Below are 26486 nucleotides of genomic sequence, written 5' to 3' on the forward strand. Positions count from 1 at the left end.
CGTGGCACGTTTTTCCCCCCTGATGGCATCGCTTCCTCTGCTGGCTTCCCTGATGGGTGCCACGTTTCATGCCGAGGCCAACAATCAGCTTCCCGACATCGGCACGGCCGGGGTTGCTGCCCTGCCCATCGAGCAGGAAGTGCGTTACGGCAACGCTTTTATGCGCTTTGCCCGTGCGGGTCTGCCGATCATCGATGATCCGGTGCTGAGCCAGTACATTGACGATCTGGGTCAGCGATTGCTGACCAACGCCGATGGGGTACGTTTCCCGTTTACCTTCTTCCTCATCAATGATCCCAGCATCAACGCGGCCGCCTTCCTCGGCGGGCGAGTCAAGGTGCACACCGGCCTGTTCCTCTACGCCGACAGCGAGAGCGAGCTGGCCTCGGTACTGGCCCACGAAATCACCCACGTGACCCAGCGCCACATCGCCCGTTATATGGAGGCGCAGGCGAGCAGCTCGGCGGTGACCCTGGCCGGTCTGGTGGGCTCCATCGCGCTGGCGGTGATCAACCCGACTGCCGGTATCGCTGCGTTGCAGACCACGCTGGGTCTCTCCATGCAGTCGGCCATCAACTACACCCGCGACAACGAATATGAAGCGGACCGGATCGGCATGAAGACGCTTTATGATGCCGGTTTCGACCCCATGGGGATGGCCAACTTTTTCCAGAAACTGGCTGCCGAGTATCGCTATGCCAGCAAGCCGCCAGAAATGTTGCTGACTCACCCACTGCCGGAGACCCGGATCAGCGAGGCCCGCGCTCGGGCGGGCAGCTATGGTCGCCGCGATTTGCCGCCCAGTCTCGACTTCTGGCTGGCCAAGGTGCGGATTCAGGTGCGTTTTGGTACCGATACCCCGCAGGGGCTGCTGAGCTACTTCGATAGCCGGATCCAGAAGGGGGATTACCCGCTCAAGGATGCCGCCATCTATGGCAAGGCGCTGGCGCTGATCCAGCTCAAGCGTACCGACGAGGCTGATACCCTGATGCAGGAGCTGGCGGCCCGTCATCCGGAAGATCTCTTTATCGTCGATGCCCAGACCGACATCGATCTGGCCAAGGGGCGCAGTGCCCAGGCCATCGCGCGCCTCGAGAAGTTCCGCAGCCGGATGCCGGATAACGAAGTGGTGGTGGTCAACCTCGGCAACGCCTACCTCGAGAGCGGCAACTACAAGAAGTCCATCGCCATCCTCGACCCCTATGCCCGTGCCCATGAGGAGAACAATCTGGCCTGGAACCTGCTGGCCGATGCCTATCGCAAGGCGGGCAGAATGACCGAGCTGCATATGGCGCGGGCCGAGATGCTCGCGCTGCGCGGGGATTATCAGGCGGCCATCGACGAGCTGATCGTGGCGCGCGGTACCACCAGCGACCGGATGACCCTGGCTCGTCTGGAGGCGCGCATCACCGAGCTGGAGCGGGCCAAGAAGGATCTCGACAGCCTCAAGGGCTAACGAAACATATCAAACAAGGGCGCACTATGGTGCGCCCTTGTTGTTTATGGCGGTGGCGTTGATGTGGGGGACGGTGATAGCAGCGATGGGCTAGTGACTCAGGCTGCTGGCGGTCGCCTTGAGCATCTCGATCTGCTGCTGGTCGAGCTCGCCGACCAGCGTCTGCTTGAGCTTGCCCTCGCTATCGAGCAGATAGCTGGTGGGCAGGCCGCTTGGGCGAGGGAAGGGGAGCTTGGCATCTTCATTGGCAATAAGGAGCGGCACCTTGATGTGATACTGCGCAGCCAGCTTGTTCAGCTCTGCTGGCGTGGTCGGGTCGTAGTTGATGGCCACCACTGTGATCTGGCCCTCCGCTGCCAGCCCGTTGAGGCGCGGCATCTCCCGCAGGCAGGGGGCGCACCAGGGGGCGAAGTAGTTGATCAGCAGCGGCTTGCCGGCAAAGTGGCGCAGGCTGACCGACTTCCCTGTTGCATCGGTAAATTCGGGGGCGGGTGTGCAGGCGCCCAGCAGGCCAGCCACAATCAGCCAACAAATTCGTTTCAATTCCTTTCCACTGCCGCTTACCCTGACCATCACTTTCCCCTACAATAGCGCCGTTTCTAGTCCCATCTTGCGATTAATCAGGGAGTTACCATGAGCGAGACCCAAATCTACCACAATCCGCGCTGCTCCAAGAGTCGCGAAACCCTGGCCCTGCTGGAACAGCACGGGATCGCCCCTGATGTGGTGTTCTATCTGGAGCAGGCCCCGAGCGAAGATGAGATCCGCAACCTGCTCTCTCTGCTCGGTTTTAGCGATCCCCGCCAGCTGATGCGCACCAAGGAGGATCTCTACAAGGAGCTGGGATTGGCCGATGTCAGCGGCGATGCCCTTGTCCGCGCCATGCACCAGCATCCCAAGCTGATCGAGCGTCCCATCGTCATCAAGAACGGTCAGGCCCGCATTGGTCGCCCGCCGGAGCAGGTGCTGGAGATCCTCAAGTGAGCACCCGCTTCGCACGTTGGCTGACTCTGGTCGGCTTCTTCGGCCTGCTGTGCTGGGTCATCCTCTGGCATCTGTGGCTGTCGCCTCATCCGGACCTCAACCCCTGGCTGCTGCCGGTGATCTGGACGGTGCCGCTGCTCTTCCCTCTCAAGGGGATAGTGCAGGGCAACCCCTACACCCACGCCTGGGGCAACTTCGTGTTGATGCCCTATTTCCTGCACGCCCTCACCCTGATCACCACGGATGAGGGGGAGCGGTGGCTGGCGGTGGTGGAGCTGCTGTTCACCACTATCGCCTTTGTCGGCACCATCTATTACGCCCGACTGCGTGGTCGGGAACTGGGCTTAAGCATTCGCAAAAAGAAAGACGAAGCCAACTGATGACAAACGCCCCGAAAGGGGCGTTTTTTATGGGGAAGCAGCTCTATCCAGAGGGATCACTGTGCCCTTGGGCTGCCCGATATTGGGCCAGTTGCTGCTGGCTAAAGTCCATCAGCGCGGGATAGAAGCGCAGAAACCCCGCCTCGCATGTTTGCCACTGCGATTCATCGAGGGTCAGCAGCGCCTCTCCCAGTTGTACCGGGCGGCGCAGTCGGCGGCCGATGCCATTCAGCGCTTGCCCCAGCCCCTCCCTGTGGCGGTAGGAGGCGATCCAGTTCTGCTCGGCCATCCGCTTGAGGGGGAGTGGCAGTCCATCCGGCAGGCGTGGGTGATCCGCCAATAGCTGGTCATAACTGCGTTGCAGGAAGCGGGGCAGGGGCTCGGTATTGAACAGCTCCCAGTGCTGACTCAGCCAGTGGTCGTAGATCATATCCACCACTATGCCGCCAAAGCGGCGCCAGGGGGCCTCGAAACAGGCGACGGCCGCCTTGTGCTCGGGGTGGCCGTCGGTGAAGGCGTCAATTTTGCGGTGCAGCCAGATCCCCTCATCGAAGTGGGCGACAAGCCCCGTGGGCAGCGTGCCTTTGACGAAATCGCCGAGCAGATTGCCGGTGAGGGAGCTTCGGGTGTGGGCAGCCAGATGGAGATGGGCCAGAAAATTCATCGGTCGCTGTGTGTCTGTTATGGGATGGCAAGGTGCTTCGAGCCTAACGGATCCCGCCTGCCTTGACCATGATCGGGATTTTGCTACTGCCCTGTGGCTGCCTCTTGCCGGGCAAAATTCGGGCGTGCTAAGGTGATGCCATCTTTGTCACAGGACGCGACAAACCACCATGATGCGCAAAGCCAGAGGCTTTTTTCTGGCCTTCTACTTCAAGCCTTTCTATCTCTCCGAGTGGTTCGACGAATAGATCGAACCTCTGGAGCAGTTCACTGACGCCCGCTTGGGCGTGATCTTGCTCATCCAGATTTTGCCGCTTTTGGTCATCGCATGCATTCGCCTGCGGTGCCTTGTCCGCGCCTGTGCGCTTTTTATGTAATGGAGTACTCATGATGAAGATCAGACTGACCCTCTCAGCCCTGTTTGTTGCCAGCCTGCTGGCCACCCCCGCCATGGCCAAGGAGTGGAAAACCGTGCGCTTCGGGGTGGAAGGGGCCTACCCGCCCTTCTCCTGGACCGATGCGTCGGGCGAGATCAAGGGGTTTGATATTGATCTCGCCAACGCCCTGTGTCAGCAGATGGCGGTCAAGTGCGAGCTGGTGGCACAGGATTGGGACGGCATGATCCCGGCCCTGCTGTCGCGCAAATACGACGCCATCATCGCCGCCATGTCGATCACCGACGAGCGGCGCCAGAAGGTCGATTTCACCGAGAAATATGCCCATATTCCCAATCGCTTTGTGGCGGCCAAGGGGACCGAGCTGACGCTGACCCCGGAAGGCATGGCGGGCAAGCGCATCGGGGTGCAGCGGGCCACCACCCACGACAAGTACCTGACCGACAATTTTGGCTCGAATGTCACCATCGTCCGCTACGGCAATGCCGATGAGGCCTATCTCGATCTGAAAGCGGGTCGGGTGCTGGCCCTGCTGGCCGATGCCTCTGCCATCGAGCAGGGGCTGCTTGGCAAAGAGGGGGGCGACAAGTTCGACTATGTGGGGCCTGCCCTGACCGATCGCCAGTGGTTTGGTGATGGTATGGGGATCGCCGTGCGCAAGAGCGATAAGGAGCTCAAGGGCAAGCTGGACGAGGCGATCAAGGCACTGCGTGCCAATGGCACCTATCAGCAGATCAACCAGAAGTACTTCAAGTACGATATATATGGTGGTTGACGGGGGGAGGGAGCTTGCTCCCTCTCTTTTCATTGGGCAAGCGACAATCGTGCAAGGAGGATCGCCATGTTGACCCTGATCGAGGGGGCCGAGATCTTCAGCCCCGCCCACCTTGGCCAGCAGGATCTGCTGGTGGCTGATGGTCGTATCGCCTGGATGGGCAAGGGGTTGACGGTGCCCACAAACTGGCCGCTGCATCGGGTCGATGGTCGTGGCCGCTATCTGGTGCCCGGGCTGGTGGATCCGCTGGCCCATATCACGGGCGGCGGCGGTGAGGGGGGCTTTGCTTTTCGCACCCCTGAGCTGGCGGCGAGCGAGGCGCTCAAGGCAGGTGTCACTACCCTGGTGGCGGCGCTTGGCACCGACAGCCTGACCCGCACTCCCGCGCAGGTGCTCGGCAAGGTGCGCGAGTTTCGCGCCGCCGGAGTGAGCGCCTTTATGTATACCGGCTCCTACCATCTGCCGGTCAAGACCCTGACCGGCACGGTGGAGTCGGACATCATCCTGATCCCCGAGGTATTGGGGGTGGGGGAGGTGGCCATCAGCGACCACAGATCCAGTGCGCCGACCCACGATGAGCTGGCCAGGCTTGCCAGCGAGGCGCGGGTGGCCGGGCTGCTTGCGGGCAAGAGCGGGGTCAGCTTCTTTCATGTCGGGGATGGCAAGGGGGCATTGGCCCCCCTGAGGGCTCTTCGCGATGAGACCGATATTCCGCTGCGCCAGCTCTATCCCACTCACTGCAACCGCAACCCCTGGCTCTTTGCCGAGGCCATCGAGTGGGGCAAGGCGGGAGGTTGGGTCGACCTCACCACCTCGAGCTTTCCCGATCTGCTGGAGGATGGCGAGCGGCTTGCCGCCGATGCGCTCGTCGAGCTGCTGGCCGCCAATGTGCCTGCCGAGCGCATCACCTTCAGCTCGGATGCCAACGCCAGCCTGCCGCGCTTTGATGGCGAAGGGCGGCTAATCGAGATGCGCTGCGGCCAGATTGCCAGCCTGTGGCAGCAGTGCGTGCGCGCGACCCGGCTCGGTGTCTCGCTGGAGAAGGCGTTGGCCGTGGTGACGAGCAATCCGGCGCAGGCGCTGGGGCTTGGCAGCAAGGGGCGTATCGGGGTTGGGCAGGATGCGGATCTGCTGCTGGTGCACGACCGGACGTTTGCTATCGAGCGAGTGATGAGTGGCGGCCAGTGGCGCGAATAAGGCTGCGGGCAATATCGTAGTCAGTGCGAGTGCGTGGTTGCTCCAAACAGCAAAAGCCCGACAACCAGGTCGGGCTTTTTATCTGCAGTATGGGAATCAGGCTTAGATCGCCAGAAACCCGAGGATCAGGATGGGGCCGAGCAGGCTCAGGATAAAGCCGGAGACAATGGCCACCGGCACCACCTGAATGCCCCCTGATTTCTGGATAACCGGCAGGGTGAAGTCCAGCGCCGTGGCGCCGCCGTAACCGATGGCCGCCGAGGGGTGGCGTCGCATCAGGACCGGGATGATCAGAATGGCGATAAGCTCGCGCCCAAGATCGTTGATAAAGGCAGCAGAACCGAGCACCGGCCCCAGTTTGTCGGCCACCAGGATGCCAGAGAGCGAATACCAGCCGAAGCTCGAGCTCATCGCCAGACCATGGGTAAAGGGCATACCCAGCAACTGGGCCGCCAGCAGGCTGCCTAGCCAGCTGCTGAGGATGACGGTGGCGGCTATCTTCATCCCCCAGGGGTTGAGCAGGATCTGGCGCAGCCGCATGCCGGAGTTGCGCATCTGCACCCCGATGAGAAACAGCAGCAGCATCAGGGCCCACTCGCTCCACTTGTCGATGGGCAGGGCGCGCAGATCCACCAGTAGACCCAGCAGCACACCGCCGAGCACCACAAAGCAGAGCTGCAGGGATTCCCACAGCAGGTGTAGCTTGCTCGGCATCTTGGCATCGCTCGTCTCGTGGGTCGGCGGCGTGCGCTTGTCGAGCCACCAGAGGGCCAGCAGGTTGCAGACAGTGATCGCGGCCAGCATCACCCCGGCGACCTTGAAGATCACCGCCAGATTGCTGCCCAGGTTCTCCACATAGGCAAGCCCGAGCCCCATCAGAAACAGAATGAGGTAGACCATCTTGCCCAGACTCTGGTTGACCAGCTTGATCAGCCGTGCAGAGGAGAGGGGAATCAGATAGCCGATTGCCAGTGGCAACAGGATCAGCAACACATTGAGCAGCATCGAGGCCTCGATCACAAAAACTGATAAAAATACCACCTTATCATTACTTATTGGCTCTGTGTCACATATCTCTCGCTTTCATGGCCGAAAACAGCCCTTTTGGGGGCGGATTGTTACTTTTTTGCCACAACCTCTCTGTTTGATAAGGTTCTGTGCGAGCCCGAGTGCACCAATGAAATCAAGTTGATCCAATCGGGGGGCCGATATTTCGCTCGGCAAGGGCGTGCATAAAGCCATTTTGGTGCCGGTTTGGCACACATCACGCTTTTCTCTTGCCACTGATATGATTGGGGTATAAAAAGGCGTTATCGGAATAGCCATTGAAACGGCTGTTTATGCAAACAAAGTGCTGAAAAATACGCAAAGAGCGAATAAAAATAGAGCGAATCCCCTGAAGACCCTCGTTCTGTATTGTTTTTTCACTATCCGGGTGATATTTTCGCTGAAGGTTGCCATCGGTTAACTTTTTGTTAAATGGACGATGGTTGAGTCACGCCCCCTGCGGCGTCTAGGGACAGACAAGGTTGTAATGGATGAGCGACGTTGCCGCACTGGAAGTACGTGATCTGCACAAATATTTTGGCACCCACGAAGTGCTCAAGGGCATCGACATGACCGCCCACAAGGGGGATGTCATCTCCCTTATCGGCTCCTCCGGCTCGGGGAAGTCGACCTTTCTTCGTTGTATCAATCTGCTCGAAACCCCCTCATCCGGCACCGTCTCGCTCCATGGCGAGCTGATCCGGATGAAAACCAGCCGCGCCGGCGAGCGGTTGCCCGAGGATATGCGTCAGGTTGAGCGGATCCGCAGCCGGCTGGCCATGGTGTTTCAAAGTTTCAATCTCTGGTCACACATGACCATCATGCAGAACATCATCGAAGTGCCAATCCAGGTGCTCAAGGTGCCTCGCGCCGAAGCACTGGCCAAGGCAGAGCAACTGCTCAACCGGGTTGGACTCTGGGAGCGGCGTGACTACTATCCCGGCCACCTCTCCGGTGGTCAGCAGCAGCGAGCCGCCATTGCCCGTGCGCTGGCGGTAGAGCCCGAGGTGATGCTGTTCGATGAACCCACCTCGGCGCTGGATCCCGAGCTGGTGGGAGAGGTGCTCGGCCTGATGCGCGAGCTGGCCGAAGAGGGGCGTACCATGCTGGTGGTGACCCACGAGATGTCGTTTGCCCGGGATGTGTCGAACAAGGTGATGTTTCTGCATCAGGGGCGGGTGGAAGAGGAGGGCAACCCCAAGGAGATTTTCGCCCATCCCAAATCCGAGCGGTTCAAGCAATTCATCTCCTCCATCTACTGATGGCGGGATGCCTGGTTACCCAATCAACTGTTTTATCAAGGAGAGATACATGAACAAGCTGATGCTGGCGACAGCCGTAGTTACTGCCCTCGCGTCTGGTAGCCTGATGGCCAAGGAGTGGAAAGAGGTCCGGATCGGGGTTGAGGGTGCCTATCCCCCCTTCTCCTGGACCGAGCCCAGTGGCGAGGTGAAAGGCTTTGATATCGACATCGCCAACGCCCTGTGCGAAGAGATGAAAGTGAAGTGCACCCTGGTCAAGCAGGACTGGGACGGCATCATTCCGGCGCTGCTGTCACGCAAGTTTGACGCCATCATCGCCACCATGGACATCACAGAAGAGCGCAAGAAGAAGGTGGACTTCACCCAGAAGTACCAGCACATTCCGGCCCGCTTCGCCGCCAAGAAGGGCACTGATGTGCAGCTCGACAAAGCCTTTATGGAAGGCAAGTCCGTCGCGGTGCAGCGTGCGACCTCCATGGATACCTTTATTACCGACAACTTCCCCAACGCCACCATCAAGCGTTACGGCACCGCCGATGAAGCCTATCTCGATCTGAAATCCGGTCGTGTCGACTATGTGCTGGCCGACTCTGCCGCCATCACCGACGGTCTGTTGAAGAAAGAGGGCGGTGATGCCTTCGAATTCGTCGGCCCGAAACTGACCGATCCCAAGTGGTTTGGCGAGGGGGCCGGTATTGCGGTGCGCAAGGCTGACAAGGATCTGAAAGAGAAATTCAACGCCGCCATTCTGGCGCTGCGTGCCAACGGCAAGTACAAGGAAATCAACGACAAGTACTTCGAGTTCGACGTTTACGGAGAGTAAAACAAAGAGACGTTTACGGCGAGTAAGTCCAAAGACGTCTACGGCAAGTAACGACAGGTTTATCCCGTCAGTAGTCATCGGGCCCGTCACCTCCCTGAGGGAGTTTACGGGCCCGCATTGATTGCAATGGAGTTGCACATATTTCATTCGGACTGCTATGGAGCCTTCTGGTTAGCAGGTGCGTGAAGATTCAGTGGCGATGGAGCTGCATATGTTTGATTTGAAAGGATACGAAGCCTCGCTGCTGGAGGGCGCCTGGGTCACCCTGGAAGTGGCGCTGGCCTCCCTGCTGCTGGCGTTGCTGCTGGGGATGCTGGGGGCGCTGGCCAAACTCTCTCCCTACAAGTGGGCCAGGGCCATCGCCACCGGCTACACCACCATTATTCGCGGCATCCCCGATCTGGTGCTGATGATGCTGCTCTTCTTTGGCGGCCAGGTGCTGATCAACGGCATCTGCACCTGGGTCAACGAGACTTACAACAGCTGGTTACTGGAGAGTAATCCCAATCAGGAGTGGGTCTCCCTGCTCCCGGACTATATCGACATCAGCCCCTTTGTGGCCGGTGTCGCGACCATCGGTTTTATCTTCGGCGCCTACATGACCGAGACCTTTCGCGGCGCCATTCTGGCGGTGGACAAAGGCGAGCTGGAGGCTGCACGGGCCTTTGGCATGCGGGCAACCCAGGTGTTTGTGCGGATCCTCTTCCCCCAGATGATGCGCCACGCTCTGCCGGGGTTTGGCAACAACTGGCTGGTGCTGCTGAAAACCACCGCGCTGGTCTCCATCATCGGCCTCGATGACATGGTGCGCAAAGCCTCGTTGGCGGCGGGCTCGACCCAGCAACCCTTCACCTTCTACATGGCGGTGGCGTTAATTTTCCTGATCTTCACCGCAGTCTCCACCTCGGCGCTCAAGTGGGCCGAGCGTCATTACGCCATCAAGACGAGGTAAGCCATGGATTTCTCAATCATTCTCAAAGAGTGGCCCACCTATTGGGAGGGGCTCTATACCACCGTCTGGCTGGTGGCTCTCTCTCTGATCCTTGGGTTGATGCTGGCTGTGCCCATGGGCATCCTACGCAATAGCCGCAACTGGCTGATCAAGGGGCCAATCTGGGCCTATATCTACTTCTTTCGCGGCACCCCGCTGCTGGTGCAGCTCTTTATCATCTACTACGGCGCCGCCCAGTGGGAGTGGCTTAAGAACAGTGCCGCCTGGTCGCTCTTCTCCGAAGCCTGGTTCTGCGCTCTGCTGGCCTTCACTCTCAATACCGCCGCCTATACCGCCGAGATCGTGCGCGGGGCGGTACACAACATGCCGCGCGGCCAGATTGAGGCAGCCAACGCCTTTGGCATGACCCGCTGGCAGACTCTGACCCGGATCATTTTGCCCAACTCGTTTCGTCGGGCACTGCCGGCTTACAGCAACGAGGTGATCTTCATGCTGCAGGGCTCGGCGGTGGCGGGCATCATCACCATCGTCGATCTGACCGGCGCGGCGCGGATCATCAACTCCCGCTACTACAGTCCGTTCGAGGCGTTTTTGACCGCAGGGCTGCTCTATATGCTGCTCACCTTTGTCATCGTCTGGCTGTTCAAGAAGTGGGAAGCGCGCTGGCACGCTCACCTGCGCCCGCGCAATGTGTAAGGGTTGAGCTGCCAAGATGAGCGAAAATGGCTCCGCCTGTTGCTGGCGGGGCCATTTTTTATCTTTATCCTCTGCCCGCCCGGTTTGCCAAATAGTGCCCGAGCAGGGAGAATGCAGCACTCCCGAGCGCCGCCAGCCGTTGGCTGCGTGCCTTATCCCCCAGTTCCCGAGGTTTTATGTACCGGATATTGTTTGAGCATCCCGCTTTCCTGGTTATCGACAAGCAGCCCGGCATCGGCATGCACGACGAGAAGGGGGACGGTGAGTCGGTCAATCCGGGGCTGGTCAATCGCGTGAAGGCCGATACAGGGCTCACCCTCTATCCGGTGCACCGGCTCGACAAGATGACCTCCGGCTTGGTGCTGCTGGCCCGCACCACGGAGGCGAATCGCGAGCTGAGCATGGCCTTTGCGGCCCGCGAGGTGAGCAAACAGTATCTGGCGCTCTCCGATCGCAAACCCAAGAAGAAGCAGGGCTGGGTGAAGGGGGATATGCAAAAGGGGCGTGGCGGCAGCTGGCTGCTGGTGCGCACGCTGGATAATCCTGCCATCAGCTGGTTCGATTCGGTGTCGGTGCGCGAGGGGCTGCGGCTCTATCGCATCAAGCCTCAGACCGGCAAGACCCACCAAATCCGGGTTGCCCTCAAAAGTATCGGCGCCCCCATTCTCGGGGATGAGCGCTATGGCGGCACGCCAGCCGATCGCGGCTATCTGCATGCCTGGCGGCTCAATTTCACCCTGGCGGGCGAGCCGTTCGACTTTGTCTGTCCGCCCGATGTGGGGAGTGAATTTGTCACTCCCGAGCTCACGGCCGCCATCGCAGCCCTTGCGCCCTGATGCTTATGCTCCCAGCGTCTGACACCATTATCCATTCAGCGAAAGAGCGTGATCCTGACGGACATGCACCGCGCTGGATCCTGGCCGACTTTGACGACACCCTGGCCCCCGGCGACAGCCACGCCGGTCTGCTGCGCTTTATCCTGCGCCGCCGGATCTGGCCGCTGCTGCTGTTGCCGGTGATTGCGCTGGGTGGCTTGGTCTATCTTGCTCCCAGCCAGCGGCGGCGCGGTATCTCCCTTATCTGGTGGGCCATCTCGTTGGGGCTTTCTCCTTTGGGCTGGCGCAAGCTGGTGCGCGCCTATTGCCGCACCAGGCCGGGGCTGTATCGTCAGGCTCGCGAATTGCTGCAAAGCGAGGGGGCGCGCTGCTGGGTGATCTCCGCCAGTCCCTGCGCGCTGGTGCGAGCCCAGCTCTATCAGCAACTGCCCGGCCAGTTGCCCCACCGGATCATTGGCTCGCAGATGCACTACCGTTTTGGTGGCCTGATGCCGCGCTTCTATTGCCACGGACAGCACAAGCTGCTGCCAGAGATTTGCGCCCTCGATGCCGAGCTGGCCTTGAGCGACAGCCTGCACGATCTACCACTGCTGGGGTTGGGGGAAGAGGCGTGGCTGATCAATCCAACGCCTGTGCGACTGCAAAAGGCCCGGGCCTGCTTGCCCCATCTGATGCTCAAAAACTGGCAACTGTAAGGCAAAGCTGACAGTCCTGTGGGTCGTCACCGTTTGATCCGCAAGGCTGTGGCTTTAATGTCACAATTCATTTACATCCTTTACTGCCAGCTGCGAAAAACTATCTGCAACCCGCCTCTTCTCTTCCTGTTACGCCCTGCTTCTAATGAAACAAGTTGTTAACACTTGCCGCGCCGCTGGGTGCTGCAATCCGTTTTAACCGAATCAAGAGCAAGGAGCGCCCGATGAATGCCACCTCTTCCGCCACCCATACCATCAATCCGTTAGGCACTGACGGTTTCGAGTTTGTCGAGTACACAGCCCCCGATGCCAAGGGGATTGCCGCCCTCAAGAGCCTGTTTGTTTCGCTCGGGTTTGCCGAGGTCGCCAAGCACAAACACAAGCAGTGCTGGCTCTACCGGCAGGGGGATATCAATTTTGTGGTCAATGCCGAGCCTCACTCCCAGGCGGAGCAGTTTGCCAGCCTGCACGGGCCGAGCGTTTGCGGCATGGCATTTCGGGTGAGTGATGCGGGCACAGCCCAGCAGTACGCCATTGCCAAGGGGGCCAAGCCCTTTGTCGGCAAGATTGGGCCGATGGAGCTCAATATTCCCGCCATCTACGGTATCGGCGAGAGCACGCTCTCCTTTGTCGACCGCTACGGCGACAAAGGCTCCATCTATGACGTGGATTTTGTCTTCTACCCCGACTGGCAGGCCCGGATGGCGGAGGTGGATGCCGGTCTTATGGAGATCGATCACCTGACCCATAACGTGCATCGCGGCAATATGGATGTCTGGTCCAACTTCTATGAGCGGATCGGCAACTTCCGCGAAATTCGCTACTTCGATATCGAGGGCAAGCTGACCGGGCTGCACTCACGCGCCATGACCGCCCCCTGCGGCAAGATCCGCATCCCCATCAACGAGTCGGCGGATGACAAGTCCCAGATTGAGGAGTACCTGCGTCAGTACAAGGGGGAGGGGATCCAGCACATCGCCATGGCCTCCAGCGATATCTACCACACCATCCGCACCCTGCGCAGCCGCGGTACCGGTTTTATGCCGACGCCGGATACCTACTACGAGAAGGTGAACAGCCGGGTCGAGGGGCATCAGGAGGATCTGGCGGCCCTCAAAGAGCTGCGCATCCTCATCGACGGCTCCCCTACCAAGGATGGCATTCTGTTGCAGATCTTCACCGATACCGTGATAGGCCCGGTTTTCTTCGAGATCATCCAGCGCAAGGGCAACGAAGGGTTTGGCGAGGGCAATTTCAAGGCGCTGTTTGAATCGATCGAGCTGGACCAGATCCGCCGTGGTGTGCTGGATGGCGGCGAGGATGAAAAGGGTGCCCGCAAAGAGGGAGCGAGCGATGCGTAACTGGATTAACTTCCCCCATCGGGAGGGGACACACTCCCGGCAGGCCCATGCCGACCTGCCGGAACAAGCTATCTATGAGCGCGAGCTGGGGCGCAGCGGCTTTTTCGGCCCCGCCACCCACATGCACCACAAGCATGCCCCCACCGACTGGAGCAGTTGGGAGGGACCGCTGCGACCACGGCTGTTTGACTTGAATGCCCTCCAGGAAGAGGTGAGCTCACTCTCTCCCTGGGTGGCTCCCGACATTCTCAGCAACCCCCATTGCCGCTACCGGATATGGCGGCTCTCCGAGGCGATGCCGTTTCTGGTGCGCAACGCCGACGGCGACGAGCTGCTCTTTATCCACGAGGGGGGCGGCGAGTTCTTCTGCGACTACGGCCACCTGACTCTGCGGGACGGCGACTATGTGGTGATCCCCCGTGGCACCATGTGGCGCATCGAGCCGACGGCGCCCCTGTTCATCCTGATGATCGAGGCGACCAACGACAGCTACCAGCTGCCGGACAAGGGGCTGGTGGGCAATCACGCCATCTTCGACCCGGCTGCGCTCGATGTGCCCGCCATCAACGAACGCTTTCTGGCCCAGCAGGATGAGAATCCCTGGTCGCTGCAGGTCAAACGCCACGATCAGGTGTCGGTCATCACCTGGCCGTTCAACCCGTTGGATGCGCAAGGGTGGCACGGCGACTTGTGTGTGGTGCGTCTCAACTGGCGGGATATCCGCCCGCTGATGAGCCACCGCTACCATCTACCGCCGTCGGCCCACTCCACCTTTGTGGCGAGCCGCTTTGTGATTTGCACCTTCGTGCCGCGCCCCATCGAGAGCGATCCCGGCGCCCTCAAGGTGCCCTTCTATCACAGCAATGACGATTACGACGAAGTGCTCTTTTATCACGCGGGGGATTTCTTCAGCCGGGACAATATCGAGCGGGGCATGGTCACCTTCCATCCCGCCGGTTTCACCCACGGCCCCCATCCCAAGGCGTTTGCGGCGGGGCAGGCCTATGCCAAGAAGTTCACCGACGAGGTGGCGGTCATGCTCGATACCCGCGATGCGCTGAACGTCAGCAGTCTGTGCGAAGGGATCGAGAACACCCGGTATGTCTCCAGCTGGCAGCGCCCGAGCGTGGCTGCCGGCAAATAAGGAATCGCTTATGAAATTGGCAACATTTAACAATGGCAAGCGCGATGGCGCTTTGGTGGTGGTGAGCCGGGATCTGACCCGGGCGGTACGGGTGAGCGAGATTGCCCCGACGTTGCAGACCGCCCTCGATGAGTGGGCCGAGGTTGCCCCTAGGCTGGAGGTTGTCTATCAGCAGCTTAACGAGGGCCGTGTGGCCGAGGCGTTCCCCTTTGACGAAGCGTCTTGCCTCTCTCCCTTGCCGCGTGCCTATCAGTGGGCCGATGGCAGCGCCTACGTCAACCACGTGGAGCTGGTGCGCAAGGCTCGCGGCGCCGAGATGCCGGAAAGCTTCTGGCACGATCCGTTGATGTATCAGGGGGGCTCCGACAGCTTTTTGGCTCCCCGTGGGCCCATTGTCATGGGCTCCGAGGCGTGGGGGATCGATTTCGAGTCGGAGGTGGCCATCATCACCGACGATGTGCCGATGGGGGTGAGCCCGCAGGGGGCCGCCAGTCACGTCAAACTGTTGATGCTGGTCAACGATGTGAGCCTGCGCAATCTCATTCCGGGGGAGCTGGCCAAGGGATTTGGTTTCTTCCAGTCCAAGCCGTCGAGCGCCTTCTCGCCGGTGGCCATCACCCCGGACGAGCTGGGGGATGACTGGCGCGATGGCAAGGTGCTGTTGCCCCTGCGCACCCATCTGAACGGCGCCCTGTTTGGCGCACCGGATGCCGGGGTGGACATGACCTTCAACTTCTTTGAACTGATTGCCCACGCCGCCAAGACAAGACCGCTCGGGGCGGGTTGCATCATCGGCTCGGGCACCGTCTCCAACTACGATCGCAGCGCCGGTTCATCCTGCATCGCCGAGCGCCGCATGCTGGAAATTCTTGATTGTGATCAAGCTACAACCCCCTATTTGCAGTTTGGTGATAGAGTGTCGATCGCGATGGAAGATCGCTCTGGCCAAAACCTGTTTGGCACCATCTCTCAACAGGTGGTGCCAGCGAGCGGTCAGGGAGGTTGATGACCAGCGCCGGTTGGCGGCAAGGATATTCGGGATATGTCCGGATGACGACGAGCCCTCAACCGGTGCCGGGTACACAAGGAGGCAGGTGGCGAGCACCTGCCGGGCTTCGGGCCCAGATAAGATGCAGGGACAGATTATGTTGCAGTTGTTTGGCTATTGGCGTTCGTCGGCAAGTTTTCGGGTGCGGATCGTGTTGCAGCTCAAGGGGCTCGCCTACGAGCAGCATCCCATCAATTTGCGGCAAGGCGAGCAGAGCGAGAAGGCCTATCGCCGGATAAACCCCCAAGGGCTGGTGCCGTTTCTGGTGGATGGTGATGTGCAGATCGGTCAGTCGGTCGCCATCATGGAGTACCTTGACGAGACCTATCCCGCCTATTCTCTGATGCCCTCTTCCCCCGACGCGCGGGCCCGGGTGCGCCAGATCGTCAACATGATCGCCTGTGATATTCACCCGCTCAACAATCTGCGGGTACTCAACTATCTGGAAGAGCACTTCAGGGCCAACAACGAGCAGGAGGCCCGCTGGTATCGCCACTGGATTGACGAGACTTTCACTGCCCTCGAACAGCTGTTGATGACCACCGCTGGTGTCTACTGCGTCGGCAACGAAGTGACCCTGGCTGACTGCATGCTGGTGCCCCAGGTCTACAACGCCCGCCGCTACGACATGACCCTGGACGATTACCCCACCATCCGCCGCATCGTCGCCAACTGCGAACAGTTGCAAGCCTTTATCAAGGCGGCCCCTGCCAACCAGCCGGATGCGCAGTGACCTACTGACTTGAATCGCGGGATGGCATCAACACGCCATTCATAAACAAGGGCCCCACTGTGTGGGGCCCTTGTTCGTTAACGGCACTCCAGTTTGCTGGCGTGTCTCTTTCTGTTCAGAGGGGATCAGGCTCCCTGCTCGGGGCGGGCGTCCGGGATCAGCGGAACGGCTTTGCGGCGGCGCAGCAGGCGTACCAGCGGGGGCAGGGTGATCACTGCAATGGCCAGTACCAACAGGGTCTGGCTGATGCCGCTGCTCCACAGGATGGCGGTGTCGCCATTGCTGATGGAGAGGGCGCGGCGCAGGTTCTGCTCCAGCATTTCACCCAGCACGAAGCCCAGAATGAGCGGTGACATGGGGAAGTGCATCTTGCGCAGCAGGTAGCCAAAGACCCCGAGGGCCACCATCAGCAACAGGTCGAAGGTGGTGCTGTGCACCGCATAGACTCCCACCGCCGAGACGCTGGCGATGGCGGGCACCAAAAACCAGAGCGGGATGGAGAGCATGCGGGTAAAGAGCCCCACCATGGGGATGTTCATCACCAGCAGCATGACGTTGGCCAGCAAGAGGGCGGCGATCAATCCCCACACCACATCGGGTTGTTCGGTGAACATGGTGGGGCCGGGGGTGATGTTGTAGAGGGTCAGCGCCCCCATCATCACCGCTGTGGTGCCCGACCCCGGCACCCCCAGGGTCAGCATGGGGATAAAGGAGCCACAGGCTGAGGCGTTGTTGGCCGCCTCCGGCGCGGCCACGCCGCGAATGTCCCCTTCGCCGAATTTGGCATTGGGCCCCGCCAGCCGCTTCTCGGTCATGTAGGTGATGGCGCTGGCAATGGTGGCACCGGCGCCGGGCAGAATGCCGACGAAGAAGCCGATGGTGGAGGATCGCAACATGGTGCCGGTGCAATGGACTAGCTCCTTGAAGTTGAACAGCATCCGCCCGGTGGTGCGCACCAGCTTGCCGCCACCGCTGGTGTGCTCCAGCATCAGCAGGATCTCGCTCACCGAGAAGAGACCGATCACCACCACGATAAACTGCACCCCGTCCGAGAGGTGAACGCTGTCGAAGGTGAAGCGATAGACGCCGGTGTTGGCATCCACTCCAACGGTGGCGAGCCCCAGCCCAATCAGCGCCGCCATAAAGGATTTGAGCGGGTTCTGGCTCATCATGCTGCCGAGGCAAGCGATGGCGAACACCATCAGGGCGAAATACTCCGCCGGGCCGAAGGCGAGGGACCAGCGCGCCAGCGCCGGGGCGAACAGTATGATCCCCCCGATGGCGAGCATGGAGCCGACAAAGGAGCTGACCGCCGAGATGGAGAGGGCCACGCCCGCCTTGCCCTGCTGGGCCATGGGGTAGCCATCCAGCGCGGTCATGATGGCGGCGGCATCCCCCGGCACGTTGAGCAGGATCGAGGAGATCCGCCCGCCATACTCGCAACCGATATAGACGGTGGCGAGCAGAATGAGCGCCGATTCGGGGGGCAGTTTCAGGGCAAAAGCCAGCGGCAACAGGATGGCGACCCCGTTGATGGGGCCAAGGCCCGGTAGCAGGCCGACTACGGTGCCGACAAAGCAGCCGATCAGGGCAATCACCAGATTTTCCGGGGTGAGTGCCACCGCAAAGCCCTGGGAGAGGTACATCCAGGTATCCATATTGACTCCTTAAGAGAACCAGACGCCGAGGGGCAGGGTGACATCCAGCAGCCGGTCAAAGGCGAGATAGAGCACCAGACCGCCGACGACGCCGGAGAGCAGGGCAGCCTTGGCAGAGGCGCCAAACAGGCGCCCCAGTACAAAGGTGAGCAGGGTGGTGGCCAGCGGAAAGCCCAGCCACTCGAAGCTGGCACCGTACCCGGCCAGCGCCACCACCATGATGGCGAGGTGGCGCAGGGTACGCAGCGGCGGCCAGCTGACGGTGTCCGGCTGGCGGCGCAACAGCAACAGGGCGCAGAGCGCCATCAGGCCGATGATGCCGAGCGGGAAGGGGCGCGGCCCCAGCGGCTCATAGCTGTATTCGCTCTGGATCTGCCAGGCGATGGCGGCGCCTGCCAGACAGAGCAGCAGCCAGATGGCGGCGAAGATGCGATCGCTCATGGCTGCGGCTCCTATTTGGCCAGACCGAAGGCTTTGGCCTGTTCGCGATATTGCGCCACCTGCTCCTTGACGTAGCTGTCGAGCGCCTCGCCGGTGAGGTCAAACTCGAACAGGCCGCGCAGATCCCGCTGCGCCTTGAAGGTGTCGGTCTTCACCAGCTGATCGAAGGTCTGCTTCCACCACTGGTATTCGCTGTCGCTTACCTTGGGGCCGACATAGAAGCCGCGGATCACCGGCCACACCAGGTCATAACCCTGCTCTTTGGCGGTGGGGATGGTGGCCAGCTTGCCGGGCAGCCGCTCGGCAGAGAACACCGCCAGTACCCGCACCTTGTCGCCGCCGATATAGGGCACCATCTCGCTCAAATCGCCGGAGACCGCCTGCACATGGTTGCCAAGCAGCGCGGTGACCGGCTCGCCACCCCCTTCAAAGGCAACGTAGCGCATCTTGTGGGGGTCAACCCCGGCCTGTTTGGCCAGTAGCGCCGTCTTCATCCAGTCCTGACTGCCGATGGAGGCGCCCGCGCCGATCACCACGCTGTTGGGATCGCGCTCCATGGCGCTCACCAGCTCCTTGAGGTTCTGATAGGGGGCATCGTGGCGCACCGCAATCATGCCGTAATCGGTGCCCACCGCCGCCAGCCAGCGCACATCGTCCACCCCGTAACGGCCAAATTTCCCCTGTGAGAGGTTGAGCAGGGAGCCACCGGAGAAGGCGACCACAGTCCCCGCCTCGGCAGGGCGCTGGGCCACGATGGCGTTGTAGGCCACGGCGCCGACCCCGCCCGGCATGTAGGTGACCCGCATCGGCTTGTCGATGGTGCCGGTCTCCTGCAGGCTCACCTGCAGCAACTTGCAGGTGAGATCGAAACCACCGCCCGGTTTGGCCGGTGCGATACATTCGGTACGGCTCGGGGTCGTGGCACTTTCGGCCGCCTGCAGTGGCAGGGCGCCGAGCAGGGTCAGCAGGGCGAGGGCATGACGTGTGCGTTGCTTCATGGTTGTGTGCTCCATCTTGTCGTTGTTTTTCCTGGGTGTGACTCCGTCGATAGACGAAGTGATGCGAAATTGTTAAAACAACAACCTTTCATTCACCTTTCAATCGCTGACCAAGAGCCGGGAGTGTGACCCTGATCGCACCTTCTCCCGCAATGGCAGTGACGAAGGGATGCAGTTGAAGCAGTGCGGCTGAATGCCGTGGTTAGGAACAAGGGGAGAGGGATGCGCTTGCTGTTGGCAGAAGATAATCACGAACTGGCCCACTGGCTGTCGCGGGCACTCACCAGCGCCGGTTTCGCGGTGGATTGGGTGGCTGACGGGGCTCAGGCTGACCACCTGCTGCGCCACGAACAGTACGCGCTGGCGGTGCTCGATATCGAGATGCCCAAGCTCGACGGGCTGGCGGTACTCGGCCGGTTGCGCAGTCGGGGGCAGGGAGTGCCGGTGCTGCTGCTCACCGCCCGCGGCGCGGTGGAGGAGCGGATCTGCGGCCTCAATGCCGGTGCCGATGACTATCTGGCCAAGCCGTTCGATCTGGGGGAGCTGGATGCCCGGCTGCGAGCCCTGCTGCGGCGCAGCGAAAGCGGTGGTGCCGAGTTGCGGCTGGGGCGTCTGACCCTGCATCCCGACGGCTATTTTCTGCTGGCCGATGCCCGCCTTGCCCTGACTCCGCGCGAACTGGCGCTGCTGACCGCGCTGATGTACCGCCACGGGCGGCCCGTCGCCAAAGGGCAGCTGTTCGAGCAGGTGTTCAACCTCGATGACGAGGTAGGGCTCGACAGCATCGATCTCTATATCCACCGGCTGCGCAAAAAGCTGGTGGACAGCGGGGTGGTGATCACCACCCTGCGCGGGCTGGGCTATCTGCTGGAAGCGGCGCCGGAGGCTTCCCATTAGTCGCTCCCTGCTCCATCAACTGCTGCTGTTTCTGGGGGGCCCCTTGCTGATCCTCTGGGCTGCCTCGGCCTGGTACAGCTACTACGGCGCGTTGGCGGCGGCCACCTCGGCCTATGATCGCACCCTGCTTGCCTCGGCCCGCACCGTCGCCGAGCGGCTGACGGCAAACGATGGTGTTCTCAAGGTGGATGTGCCCTATGTGGTGCTCGACAGCTTCGAGCGCAACATGCGCGATCGCCTCTTTTATCAGGTGCGCGGTATCGACGATAGGGTCATCTCCGGCTTTGATGACCTGCCCCCCATGCCGGACGGCACGCCCCTGACCGACCGTTATCCGGCGCTCGCCTACTTCTATGACGGGCTTTATCAGGAGGCGCCGATCCGCGCCGTGATGCTGCTGCAACCAGTAGGCGAGGGGGGCGTCAACGGCATGGCCCGCATCACGGTGGCGGAAACCCTGCTCGGCCGCCAGCAGTTGGCGGAGCAGTTGCTCTGGTCGGCCCTGCTGACCCAGGGGGCACTGGTGGTGCTCACCCTGCTGCTCGCTTATCTGTTGCTCAAGCAGCTGCTCACCCCGATGCGCCGCCTGTCGCGGGAGATCCTGCGCCGCGATGCCGCCACGCTCGCTCCCTTGCCGGATCTGCTCCCCTGGCAGGAGACCCGGCCGCTGGTGCAGGCGTTCAACCGCCAGCTGGCCCGATTGCGCCAGCTGGTGGCCCGGCAGGAGCGCTTTAGCGCCGATGCCGCCCATCAGCTGCGCACGCCGCTCACCATTTTGAAAACCCAAGTTGAGGTGGCGCGCGGCAGTGGCGATCCCGCCCTGATGAGCGAAAGTCTCGATGCCATGGCCGTGCGGCTCGATCACACCATCGCCCTGACCGAGCGGTTACTGCTGCTGGCCCGGCTCAAATCGGACGAGTGCTCCGGGCTGCGCCAACGTGAGCCCATCGAGTTGACGGCGCTGGTGCAGCAGGCCTGTCTGTCACGGCTGGCGCAGGCCCGCAGCAAGGGGATCGATCTCGGTTACGAGGGGGAGGAGTCCGCCATCATGGTGGCGGGGGAGCCGCTGCTGCTGGGGGAGCTTTGCGCCAACCTGCTCGACAACGCCATCAAATACACCCCGCCCCACGGCACCGTGACGGCGCGGGTGGTGCGCAGCAATGGGCAGATCTGGCTGGAGGTGGAGGATAGCGGCCCCGGCATCGCCCCCGAACTGGCGGAGCGGGTCTGGCAGCCGTTCCAGCGCCTCGAGCAGGGGAGTGAACAGCCGGGAGCGGGGCTGGGTCTGGCGCTGGTGCGCGATATCGCCCACTACCACCACGGCGAAGTGGTGCTGCTGCCGGCCACCCAGCTGGGGGGCTTGCTGGTGAGGTTGATCTTGCCGCTTGCAACATCGTGAGGGCGATAAAAAAGAGAGGGCACCTCGCGGTGCCCTGTTTATCTACACATAGATGGCGTTGGGGGTCAGCTGCGGATCTTGTTGAAGACAAACAGGACGATAAGGGCGCCCACGGTCGCCAGCGCGATGCTCGGGATATTGAAACCGGTCACCGAGCCCAGCCCCAGCAGGGTACCCACATAGCCGCCAACCATGGCGCCGACAATCCCCAGCAGGGCAGTCATAAAGAAACCACCACCGTCGCGACCCGGCATGATCCACTTCGCCAGAATACCCACCAACAGTCCCAATACGATCCAGCTGATAAAGCCCATGGATTAATCCTCTCTGTGTGTTTGAGCCCGCATTATAGGCAGGGATGCCGGGATGCGAAGGGCCGGATGGCGCTGGCTGGTCACAAGCTGTCGGACGGCGGCCGGCGCTGGTCGGGCTGCACAGTCCGGTTGTTAGCGGTTGAATGGCGGTATGTGCGCCGCCAACCAGAGGCGGGGATGGCCCACGTAAAGGCCAAGATGATAAAAGCCCCGCGAGCGGGGCCGGGTTTTTGATGGGGTTTGCACCCTCACTTTTTGAGGTGTTTTCGGATCGCCTTGCCTGAGGTGCCGACTGCCTTGACCGCCCGTTTCAGCTGGACTTCGGTGCACTCGAACATTTTGACCCACTGCTTCATCTCATAGGGATCGTTGACATTGATCTTCTTGGCATCGAACGGGTGAGCGACCGCATTGCTGTCAGGCATACAAACCTCAACTTGTTGAAATAGCTGGCGAGAAAGATGTTTCTGCCTGAGCGCCATCATCCTCTCAATTGGCAAGGGGCAAGGTGACGGAGTTCACACAACCCGGGGCCTGAAGGAGGAGTGCAGGTTTGCTTTGCTGATCTGTGAGAGATCACCACTTATTCCACCCTCTTCATAGCATCAACAACGGGGCCAAAGGCTGGATAAGCAACAAGCGCCCTGCCGGGCGCTTGTTGTGGTTATCGTGATGACCGGATTCAGGGTGTTGGGCAGGCGCTTGGCGAGCCACTGTTACGGGGCCAGAGGGTGGATCCGTCGCTTTCGGAGAGCGGGAGGAATGTGACGCCTTCGCTCATGTTGGCTGGGGGCAGGTCATCCTCCAGCACATACATCCCCATCGGCAGGCTGCCATAACGCTGGTTGGCCTGCACCTGAGCGACCGCGAGGCTGGAGTAACGCAGGCCGAGCAGATCGAAATGATTGCGCCAGTCCCAACCGGTGAGCCGACTGAGTGCAACCAGCATAAAGTCATTGCCCGGTATGTCGCGCACCCGTTTGCCGCCATAGACCGCATGCCCCGAGTAGGGGAACAGGCTAAAGCCGAGCCTATCCTTGCTGGCATTCCACTGCGCTTCACTGTCGGCTGCCGCGCCGAAGATCCGTGAATGCTGATAGAGCAGGGTGAAGATAGTGAAGCCATCGTTCAGCCGGGTGCCATCAGTCAGGAGCATACGGTGGGCGCGCAATGCCATCTGGATATAAAACGCCATGCGATAGCCGTTGTGGACGGCGTAGGCATTGCTCTTCCAGGGGACTTCGTAGCGACTCTCGCCGGTATCGAGCACCTGGCAGTTGGCCCCGAGCACGACGCGGTTGCCACTCCTGTCCCTTACCTGCGTCGCATCAGACATGAACACATAGAAGAGATCCTTGTGATTCATGTGTCCATCCTTGATGGGCGCCGTGTTGCCATCTCTCAGATAATGGGCGCGCCACTTCACCACATAAGGGAAGATGTTGTTGGAGTTTTCCCCCGCCCGGCTGCCGTAGCCACTCCAGTTGTCGGCATCGCCTGCCGCAGCGTACTGCACGTTCAACCGGTTGGTCTGCAGGTTGTGGCCCAGCTCGTGATTGTCGAGCCAGCCGGTCGGGCTGATGCTGCCGGACGAGTCCCACGGGTTGCCACTGCAACCACTGCCGCAATGGGCATTCTGGTCATAGTTGGCATGCTGGATGATGGTGCGGGTATGAATCGACTCATCGAGACAACCCTCCCCCAACAGTGCCACGCAGGCGTTTTTAACATCTGCCGGCAGCGACTCATCGAGCCCCTTGCCCTGAATTTTCAGGCCCGCCAGGGTGTAGACACCATTGATGTGATCCCGGGCGATGCTGTCGAGCAGGGCATTGGTGTCGGGGATGACGCCACCCACCGCCTTGGTGAAGCGATCCCGGCGCAGATGCTGTTCGGCGCCATCGGCCCGCAGATCGATATGGGGCAGCTCGGTTTGTTCCAGCCGCTCGTTGAACTCGCGGATCTGCTGCTCATCACTGAAATCCATGATGGCCGGATGACGGGTGACGCCCGTGGCGCTCACCTGGACGGCCAGCGATGCTGCCCCCCCTTCCAGATAGAGGTAGATAGGGCCGCCATAGGGCGAGGTGAAGGTGACACAGCCCCCCTTGGCCAAGATCAGCCGCCCGGTGGTCAGCTCAAGCGGGGCTCGATAGATCTTCTGCTCATAGGCGCGATTGGTGTTTGGCCTGTGGTAGTTGAGTCGGACGGTAGCAGACACATCGGCGTTATCGGTGCGTCTCAGGGTGATGGTTTGTCCCGGCAGGGCATACCAGCCGGTGGTGGTCCACTGCCCGCTGTAGGGAACCGCAATGCGCCGACTGTCGGTGAGCGTCGCGGGATAGGCGTAGTGAGCTGCTTGTCCCTTCACCACCTTGTTGCGATCGGTGACGTACTCCCCCAGATCGGGCTGGGCCGGGGTACGGGTGCGGGCATAGCTCACCAGCCAGTCGGCAAACATCGCCTGCTGCCAGGATTGATGTTCATCCCAGGCAATCGGGTAGTCGATGGCGGCACGGTATTTGTCGGCCAGCAGCAGGGTGGCGGGCAACAGTGTCACGCCGTCACGGGCAAAGGGACTGATCCCTGCCTTGTCGAGGGTGATGGCCGCATTTCTCAGCCAGTCGGCCCCCAGCTTGAACTGCTGGTTGAAGCTCTCCGAGCCACCGCAATTGATAAAGTTGCCGCCGCAGCTATCGAGCCACTGGGTAGTGAAGTTGCGATCCTGAAGGTTGCCAAGCAGGGTATCGACCGCCATCAGCTGGGCGTCGGGTGCCATGATGGTGTTCACTGCCAGATCGCTGGCTCTGAGTTTTGACCAGTAGTTGCCCCAGGTGACCAGCCCCATATCGAGATAGAGGGGGCTTAGCAGCGGGCTGGCATCGCGCCGATAGTTGGAGAGCAGCAGCGGGATCCCGGCCGCTTTAGCCTTGGCGATCGCCTCTGCGATCCCCTGATACCCCAGCCCCTGGCGGTCGATATCGCTGATCACGATAAGCTCCGGCGCCATGGTGTCGATACAGTCGCTCAGCGCCTGATAATCGCAGGTATTGGCCGGGTTGATGTTGTGCTTGTCGGGATAGATCGCCTTGAGCCAGTCCCGCACGCCTTCGTTATGGGGAAAATAGACGCTATCGGTGCGACTAGGCATCTGGGCGGTGAGGATGCGCAGGCCATCGCTATCCTTGCCGCGGGTCAGCCAGCCAATCAGCCCCTTGAGCAGCGCCTCGCTCTGCGCTGTGCGGTCAACGGAAAACAGGTTCGCCCCCATGGCGGCCTGACGGTAACCGGCTTGCTCTGAGACCATCACCAGCCCCCGGATCTCGCTCTCCCCCTTGCCATTGATGTTGGAGGGGAGCAGGGTCACCGTGCTCTCCGGCTGGAAGCTGGAAAAGGTGATGGAGTCGTGGCTCGGGTTCCAGCTGATCTGTGCCATCCCCTGATAGAGGCTGCGAACCAGCTCGGTGTGGTGCGCCTCACTGTCGGCAATCGCCGCACGGGCATGGGCGATCAGGGATTGCTCGCTGGCAAGGGTATGATCTTCCCGGGCAATGGCATTGGCGGCATCGCTGATAAAGCGGGCCGAGATCTGACAATCGGCGCGCATGGGGGCTGTGGTGTAGGTATTACCCGTCAGTGTGCCCTCACACCCAGTGACCTGCGCCAGCACGAAGCCACTCTCGGGCTGCACGGTGAAACGGCCCTGTTCACCGACGTTCAGACGCAGGGAGTCGGGGCTGAGCGCGCCCCCCTGAGAAGCTTGAGTGGTGGCGTCGAAATAGACGGTGGCACTCTCCTGCGTGAAGCTGGCCGAGATCTGGCAATCGCTGCGCATGGGGCCAGTGGTATAGGTGAGTCCGTCCAGGGTGCCATCACATCCGCTTATCCCGGTCAGGAGGTAACCGCTGTCAGCCTGTACCGAGAAGCGCCCCTGTTCTCCCGCCGCCAACCGCAGGCTGGTGGGGTTCAACTGTCCGCCCGCGCTGCTCTGGCTGGATGCCTCGAAATAGTTGGGGGTGACAGGGGGGCGGATAGGGGTCTCTTCCTGTTCGCCATCACCGCCGCCACAGCCTGTGATCAACAGCGCCAGTAAGGGGGTGAGAACCGTCTTTTTCATTGTTTGATACGTTCCTTGTGTTACGACGGGTAGAGGAGTCGGTAGTCTAATGAGCTGCCTTGCTTATTTCAACGCTGATTGAATGGTCATTTTGCTTTATTTTCAGCATCTTGGATGTTTTTTTGGCCGGCTTTTGCCGTATCTGGTGTTGCTGGCGCAGCAGAACCGATAGGGATGGGGCGAGCACCCCATCAGCACAGGCCATACCAGCCTGA

General features: G+C 61.1%; 27 protein-coding genes. 17 read left to right on the plus strand and 10 right to left on the minus strand.

Translation table 11 applies throughout. The features are described from left to right. Window position 1: 1 nt before the first annotated feature. The gene (locus I6L49_RS02775) at window positions 2-1456 is read left to right on the plus strand and encodes a M48 family metalloprotease (RefSeq protein ID WP_005333848.1); all 1455 of its coding nucleotides are present in this window, start codon (window positions 2-4) and stop codon (window positions 1454-1456) included. Window positions 1457-1546: 90 nt separating this feature from the next. On the opposite strand, the gene I6L49_RS02780 is transcribed toward I6L49_RS02775, so the two are convergent. Then, window positions 1547-2029, minus strand: coding sequence for a TlpA disulfide reductase family protein (locus I6L49_RS02780; RefSeq protein WP_139442068.1), 483 nt, complete (start codon window positions 2027-2029; stop codon window positions 1547-1549). 60 nt (window positions 2030-2089) lie between these two features. Between I6L49_RS02780 and arsC the strand changes: the two genes are divergently transcribed. Then, a complete protein-coding gene (gene arsC / locus I6L49_RS02785) occupies window positions 2090-2440 on the plus strand; it encodes an arsenate reductase (glutaredoxin) (RefSeq protein WP_216950560.1) in 351 nt (116 codons plus the stop codon). Then, the gene (locus I6L49_RS02790) at window positions 2437-2820 is read left to right on the plus strand and encodes a DUF2069 domain-containing protein (RefSeq protein ID WP_216950561.1); all 384 of its coding nucleotides are present in this window, start codon (window positions 2437-2439) and stop codon (window positions 2818-2820) included. The genes arsC and I6L49_RS02790 overlap by 4 nt, the downstream gene beginning before the upstream one ends. A 43-nt stretch (window positions 2821-2863) precedes the next feature. On the opposite strand, the gene I6L49_RS02795 is transcribed toward I6L49_RS02790, so the two are convergent. Both I6L49_RS02795 and I6L49_RS02800 read right to left on the minus strand, forming a co-directional pair. Further along, entirely contained in the window at window positions 2864-3484 is a 621-nt protein-coding gene (locus tag I6L49_RS02795; protein WP_216950562.1) for an ACP phosphodiesterase, read from the minus strand. Window positions 3485-3611: 127 nt separating this feature from the next. Next, window positions 3612-3872: a hypothetical protein gene (locus I6L49_RS02800; RefSeq protein ID WP_203116590.1), complete on the minus strand. Its 261-nt coding sequence runs from the start codon at window positions 3870-3872 to the stop codon at window positions 3612-3614. Between the two features lies 1 nt (window position 3873). On the opposite strand from I6L49_RS02800, the gene I6L49_RS02805 reads away from it, so the two are divergent. Further along, the gene (locus I6L49_RS02805) at window positions 3874-4653 is read left to right on the plus strand and encodes an ABC transporter substrate-binding protein (protein WP_026034932.1); all 780 of its coding nucleotides are present in this window, start codon (window positions 3874-3876) and stop codon (window positions 4651-4653) included. Between the two features lie 66 nt (window positions 4654-4719). Continuing rightward, on the plus strand, window positions 4720-5850 hold the full coding sequence (gene iadA / locus I6L49_RS02810; protein WP_216950563.1) for a beta-aspartyl-peptidase: 1131 nt from the start codon (window positions 4720-4722) through the stop codon (window positions 5848-5850). A 102-nt stretch (window positions 5851-5952) separates the two neighbouring features. Here the strand turns inward: iadA and I6L49_RS02815 are convergent, their stop codons facing one another. Further along, window positions 5953-6855 carry a lysine exporter LysO family protein gene (locus I6L49_RS02815; RefSeq protein WP_216950564.1) on the minus strand — a complete coding sequence of 301 codons (903 nt, stop codon included), beginning with the start codon at window positions 6853-6855 and terminating at the stop codon, window positions 5953-5955. A 533-nt stretch (window positions 6856-7388) separates the two neighbouring features. On the opposite strand from I6L49_RS02815, the gene I6L49_RS02820 reads away from it, so the two are divergent. The 10 genes from I6L49_RS02820 (at window position 7389) to maiA (ending at window position 16447) form a co-directional block, all read left to right on the plus strand. Then, window positions 7389-8159 carry an ABC transporter ATP-binding protein gene (locus tag I6L49_RS02820; protein WP_005337310.1) on the plus strand — a complete coding sequence of 257 codons (771 nt, stop codon included), beginning with the start codon at window positions 7389-7391 and terminating at the stop codon, window positions 8157-8159. A 49-nt stretch (window positions 8160-8208) separates the two neighbouring features. Continuing rightward, window positions 8209-8982 (plus strand): ABC transporter substrate-binding protein, encoded by a 774-nt coding sequence (locus I6L49_RS02825; protein WP_005337307.1) that lies wholly within the window; start codon window positions 8209-8211, stop codon window positions 8980-8982. Between the two features lie 211 nt (window positions 8983-9193). Further along, a complete protein-coding gene (locus I6L49_RS02830) occupies window positions 9194-9934 on the plus strand; it encodes an ABC transporter permease (protein ID WP_005352911.1) in 741 nt (246 codons plus the stop codon). 3 nt (window positions 9935-9937) lie between these two features. Beyond that, window positions 9938-10630: an ABC transporter permease gene (locus I6L49_RS02835; RefSeq protein ID WP_005337302.1), complete on the plus strand. Its 693-nt coding sequence runs from the start codon at window positions 9938-9940 to the stop codon at window positions 10628-10630. A gap of 176 nt (window positions 10631-10806) precedes the next feature. Next, window positions 10807-11466 carry a TIGR01621 family pseudouridine synthase gene (locus I6L49_RS02840; RefSeq protein ID WP_216950565.1) on the plus strand — a complete coding sequence of 220 codons (660 nt, stop codon included), beginning with the start codon at window positions 10807-10809 and terminating at the stop codon, window positions 11464-11466. Further along, a complete protein-coding gene (locus I6L49_RS02845) occupies window positions 11466-12161 on the plus strand; it encodes an HAD family hydrolase (RefSeq protein WP_254127529.1) in 696 nt (231 codons plus the stop codon). The genes I6L49_RS02840 and I6L49_RS02845 overlap by 1 nt, the downstream gene beginning before the upstream one ends. 224 nt (window positions 12162-12385) lie before the next feature. After that, entirely contained in the window at window positions 12386-13522 is a 1137-nt protein-coding gene (hppD, locus tag I6L49_RS02850; protein WP_216950566.1) for a 4-hydroxyphenylpyruvate dioxygenase, read from the plus strand. Then, entirely contained in the window at window positions 13515-14666 is a 1152-nt protein-coding gene (locus tag I6L49_RS02855; protein ID WP_216950567.1) for a homogentisate 1,2-dioxygenase, read from the plus strand. Before hppD ends, I6L49_RS02855 begins: the two co-directional genes overlap by 8 nt. A 10-nt stretch (window positions 14667-14676) precedes the next feature. Then, the gene (locus tag I6L49_RS02860) at window positions 14677-15672 is read left to right on the plus strand and encodes a fumarylacetoacetate hydrolase family protein (protein WP_216950568.1); all 996 of its coding nucleotides are present in this window, start codon (window positions 14677-14679) and stop codon (window positions 15670-15672) included. A gap of 139 nt (window positions 15673-15811) precedes the next feature. Continuing rightward, window positions 15812-16447 carry a maleylacetoacetate isomerase gene (gene maiA, locus I6L49_RS02865; RefSeq protein ID WP_005361400.1) on the plus strand — a complete coding sequence of 212 codons (636 nt, stop codon included), beginning with the start codon at window positions 15812-15814 and terminating at the stop codon, window positions 16445-16447. 125 nt (window positions 16448-16572) lie between these two features. On the opposite strand, the gene I6L49_RS02870 is transcribed toward maiA, so the two are convergent. Genes I6L49_RS02870 through I6L49_RS02880 form a run of 3 tightly spaced genes read right to left on the minus strand, consistent with a single transcriptional unit; the run spans window position 16573 to window position 19544 of the window. Then, the gene (locus tag I6L49_RS02870; RefSeq protein ID WP_216950569.1) at window positions 16573-18105 is read right to left on the minus strand and encodes a tripartite tricarboxylate transporter permease; all 1533 of its coding nucleotides are present in this window, start codon (window positions 18103-18105) and stop codon (window positions 16573-16575) included. Window positions 18106-18114: 9 nt separating this feature from the next. Continuing rightward, window positions 18115-18546: a tripartite tricarboxylate transporter TctB family protein gene (locus I6L49_RS02875; RefSeq protein WP_005350923.1), complete on the minus strand. Its 432-nt coding sequence runs from the start codon at window positions 18544-18546 to the stop codon at window positions 18115-18117. Between the two features lie 11 nt (window positions 18547-18557). Beyond that, window positions 18558-19544 (minus strand): tripartite tricarboxylate transporter substrate binding protein, encoded by a 987-nt coding sequence (locus I6L49_RS02880; RefSeq protein ID WP_216950570.1) that lies wholly within the window; start codon window positions 19542-19544, stop codon window positions 18558-18560. Window positions 19545-19766: 222 nt separating this feature from the next. Between I6L49_RS02880 and tctD the strand changes: the two genes are divergently transcribed. Together tctD and I6L49_RS02890 are read left to right on the plus strand one after the other, a co-directional pair. Continuing rightward, window positions 19767-20441 (plus strand): transcriptional regulator TctD, encoded by a 675-nt coding sequence (gene tctD, locus I6L49_RS02885; RefSeq protein ID WP_216950571.1) that lies wholly within the window; start codon window positions 19767-19769, stop codon window positions 20439-20441. Between the two features lie 43 nt (window positions 20442-20484). Further along, the gene (locus I6L49_RS02890; protein WP_216950572.1) at window positions 20485-21840 is read left to right on the plus strand and encodes a sensor histidine kinase; all 1356 of its coding nucleotides are present in this window, start codon (window positions 20485-20487) and stop codon (window positions 21838-21840) included. A 65-nt stretch (window positions 21841-21905) separates the two neighbouring features. Here the strand turns inward: I6L49_RS02890 and I6L49_RS02895 are convergent, their stop codons facing one another. The 3 genes from I6L49_RS02895 to I6L49_RS02905 all read right to left on the minus strand — a co-directional run bounded on the left by I6L49_RS02895 (window position 21906) and on the right by I6L49_RS02905 (window position 26271). After that, a complete protein-coding gene (locus I6L49_RS02895; protein WP_005350930.1) occupies window positions 21906-22154 on the minus strand; it encodes a GlsB/YeaQ/YmgE family stress response membrane protein in 249 nt (82 codons plus the stop codon). 248 nt (window positions 22155-22402) lie between these two features. After that, window positions 22403-22579, minus strand: coding sequence for a DUF3606 domain-containing protein (locus tag I6L49_RS02900; protein WP_021229425.1), 177 nt, complete (start codon window positions 22577-22579; stop codon window positions 22403-22405). Window positions 22580-22836: 257 nt separating this feature from the next. Beyond that, entirely contained in the window at window positions 22837-26271 is a 3435-nt protein-coding gene (locus tag I6L49_RS02905; RefSeq protein ID WP_216950573.1) for an ImpA family metalloprotease, read from the minus strand. Window positions 26272-26486 lie beyond the last annotated feature (215 nt).

The organism is Aeromonas sp. FDAARGOS 1419 (assembly GCF_019047045.1).
GTDB classification, from domain to species: domain Bacteria; phylum Pseudomonadota; class Gammaproteobacteria; order Enterobacterales; family Aeromonadaceae; genus Aeromonas; species Aeromonas veronii.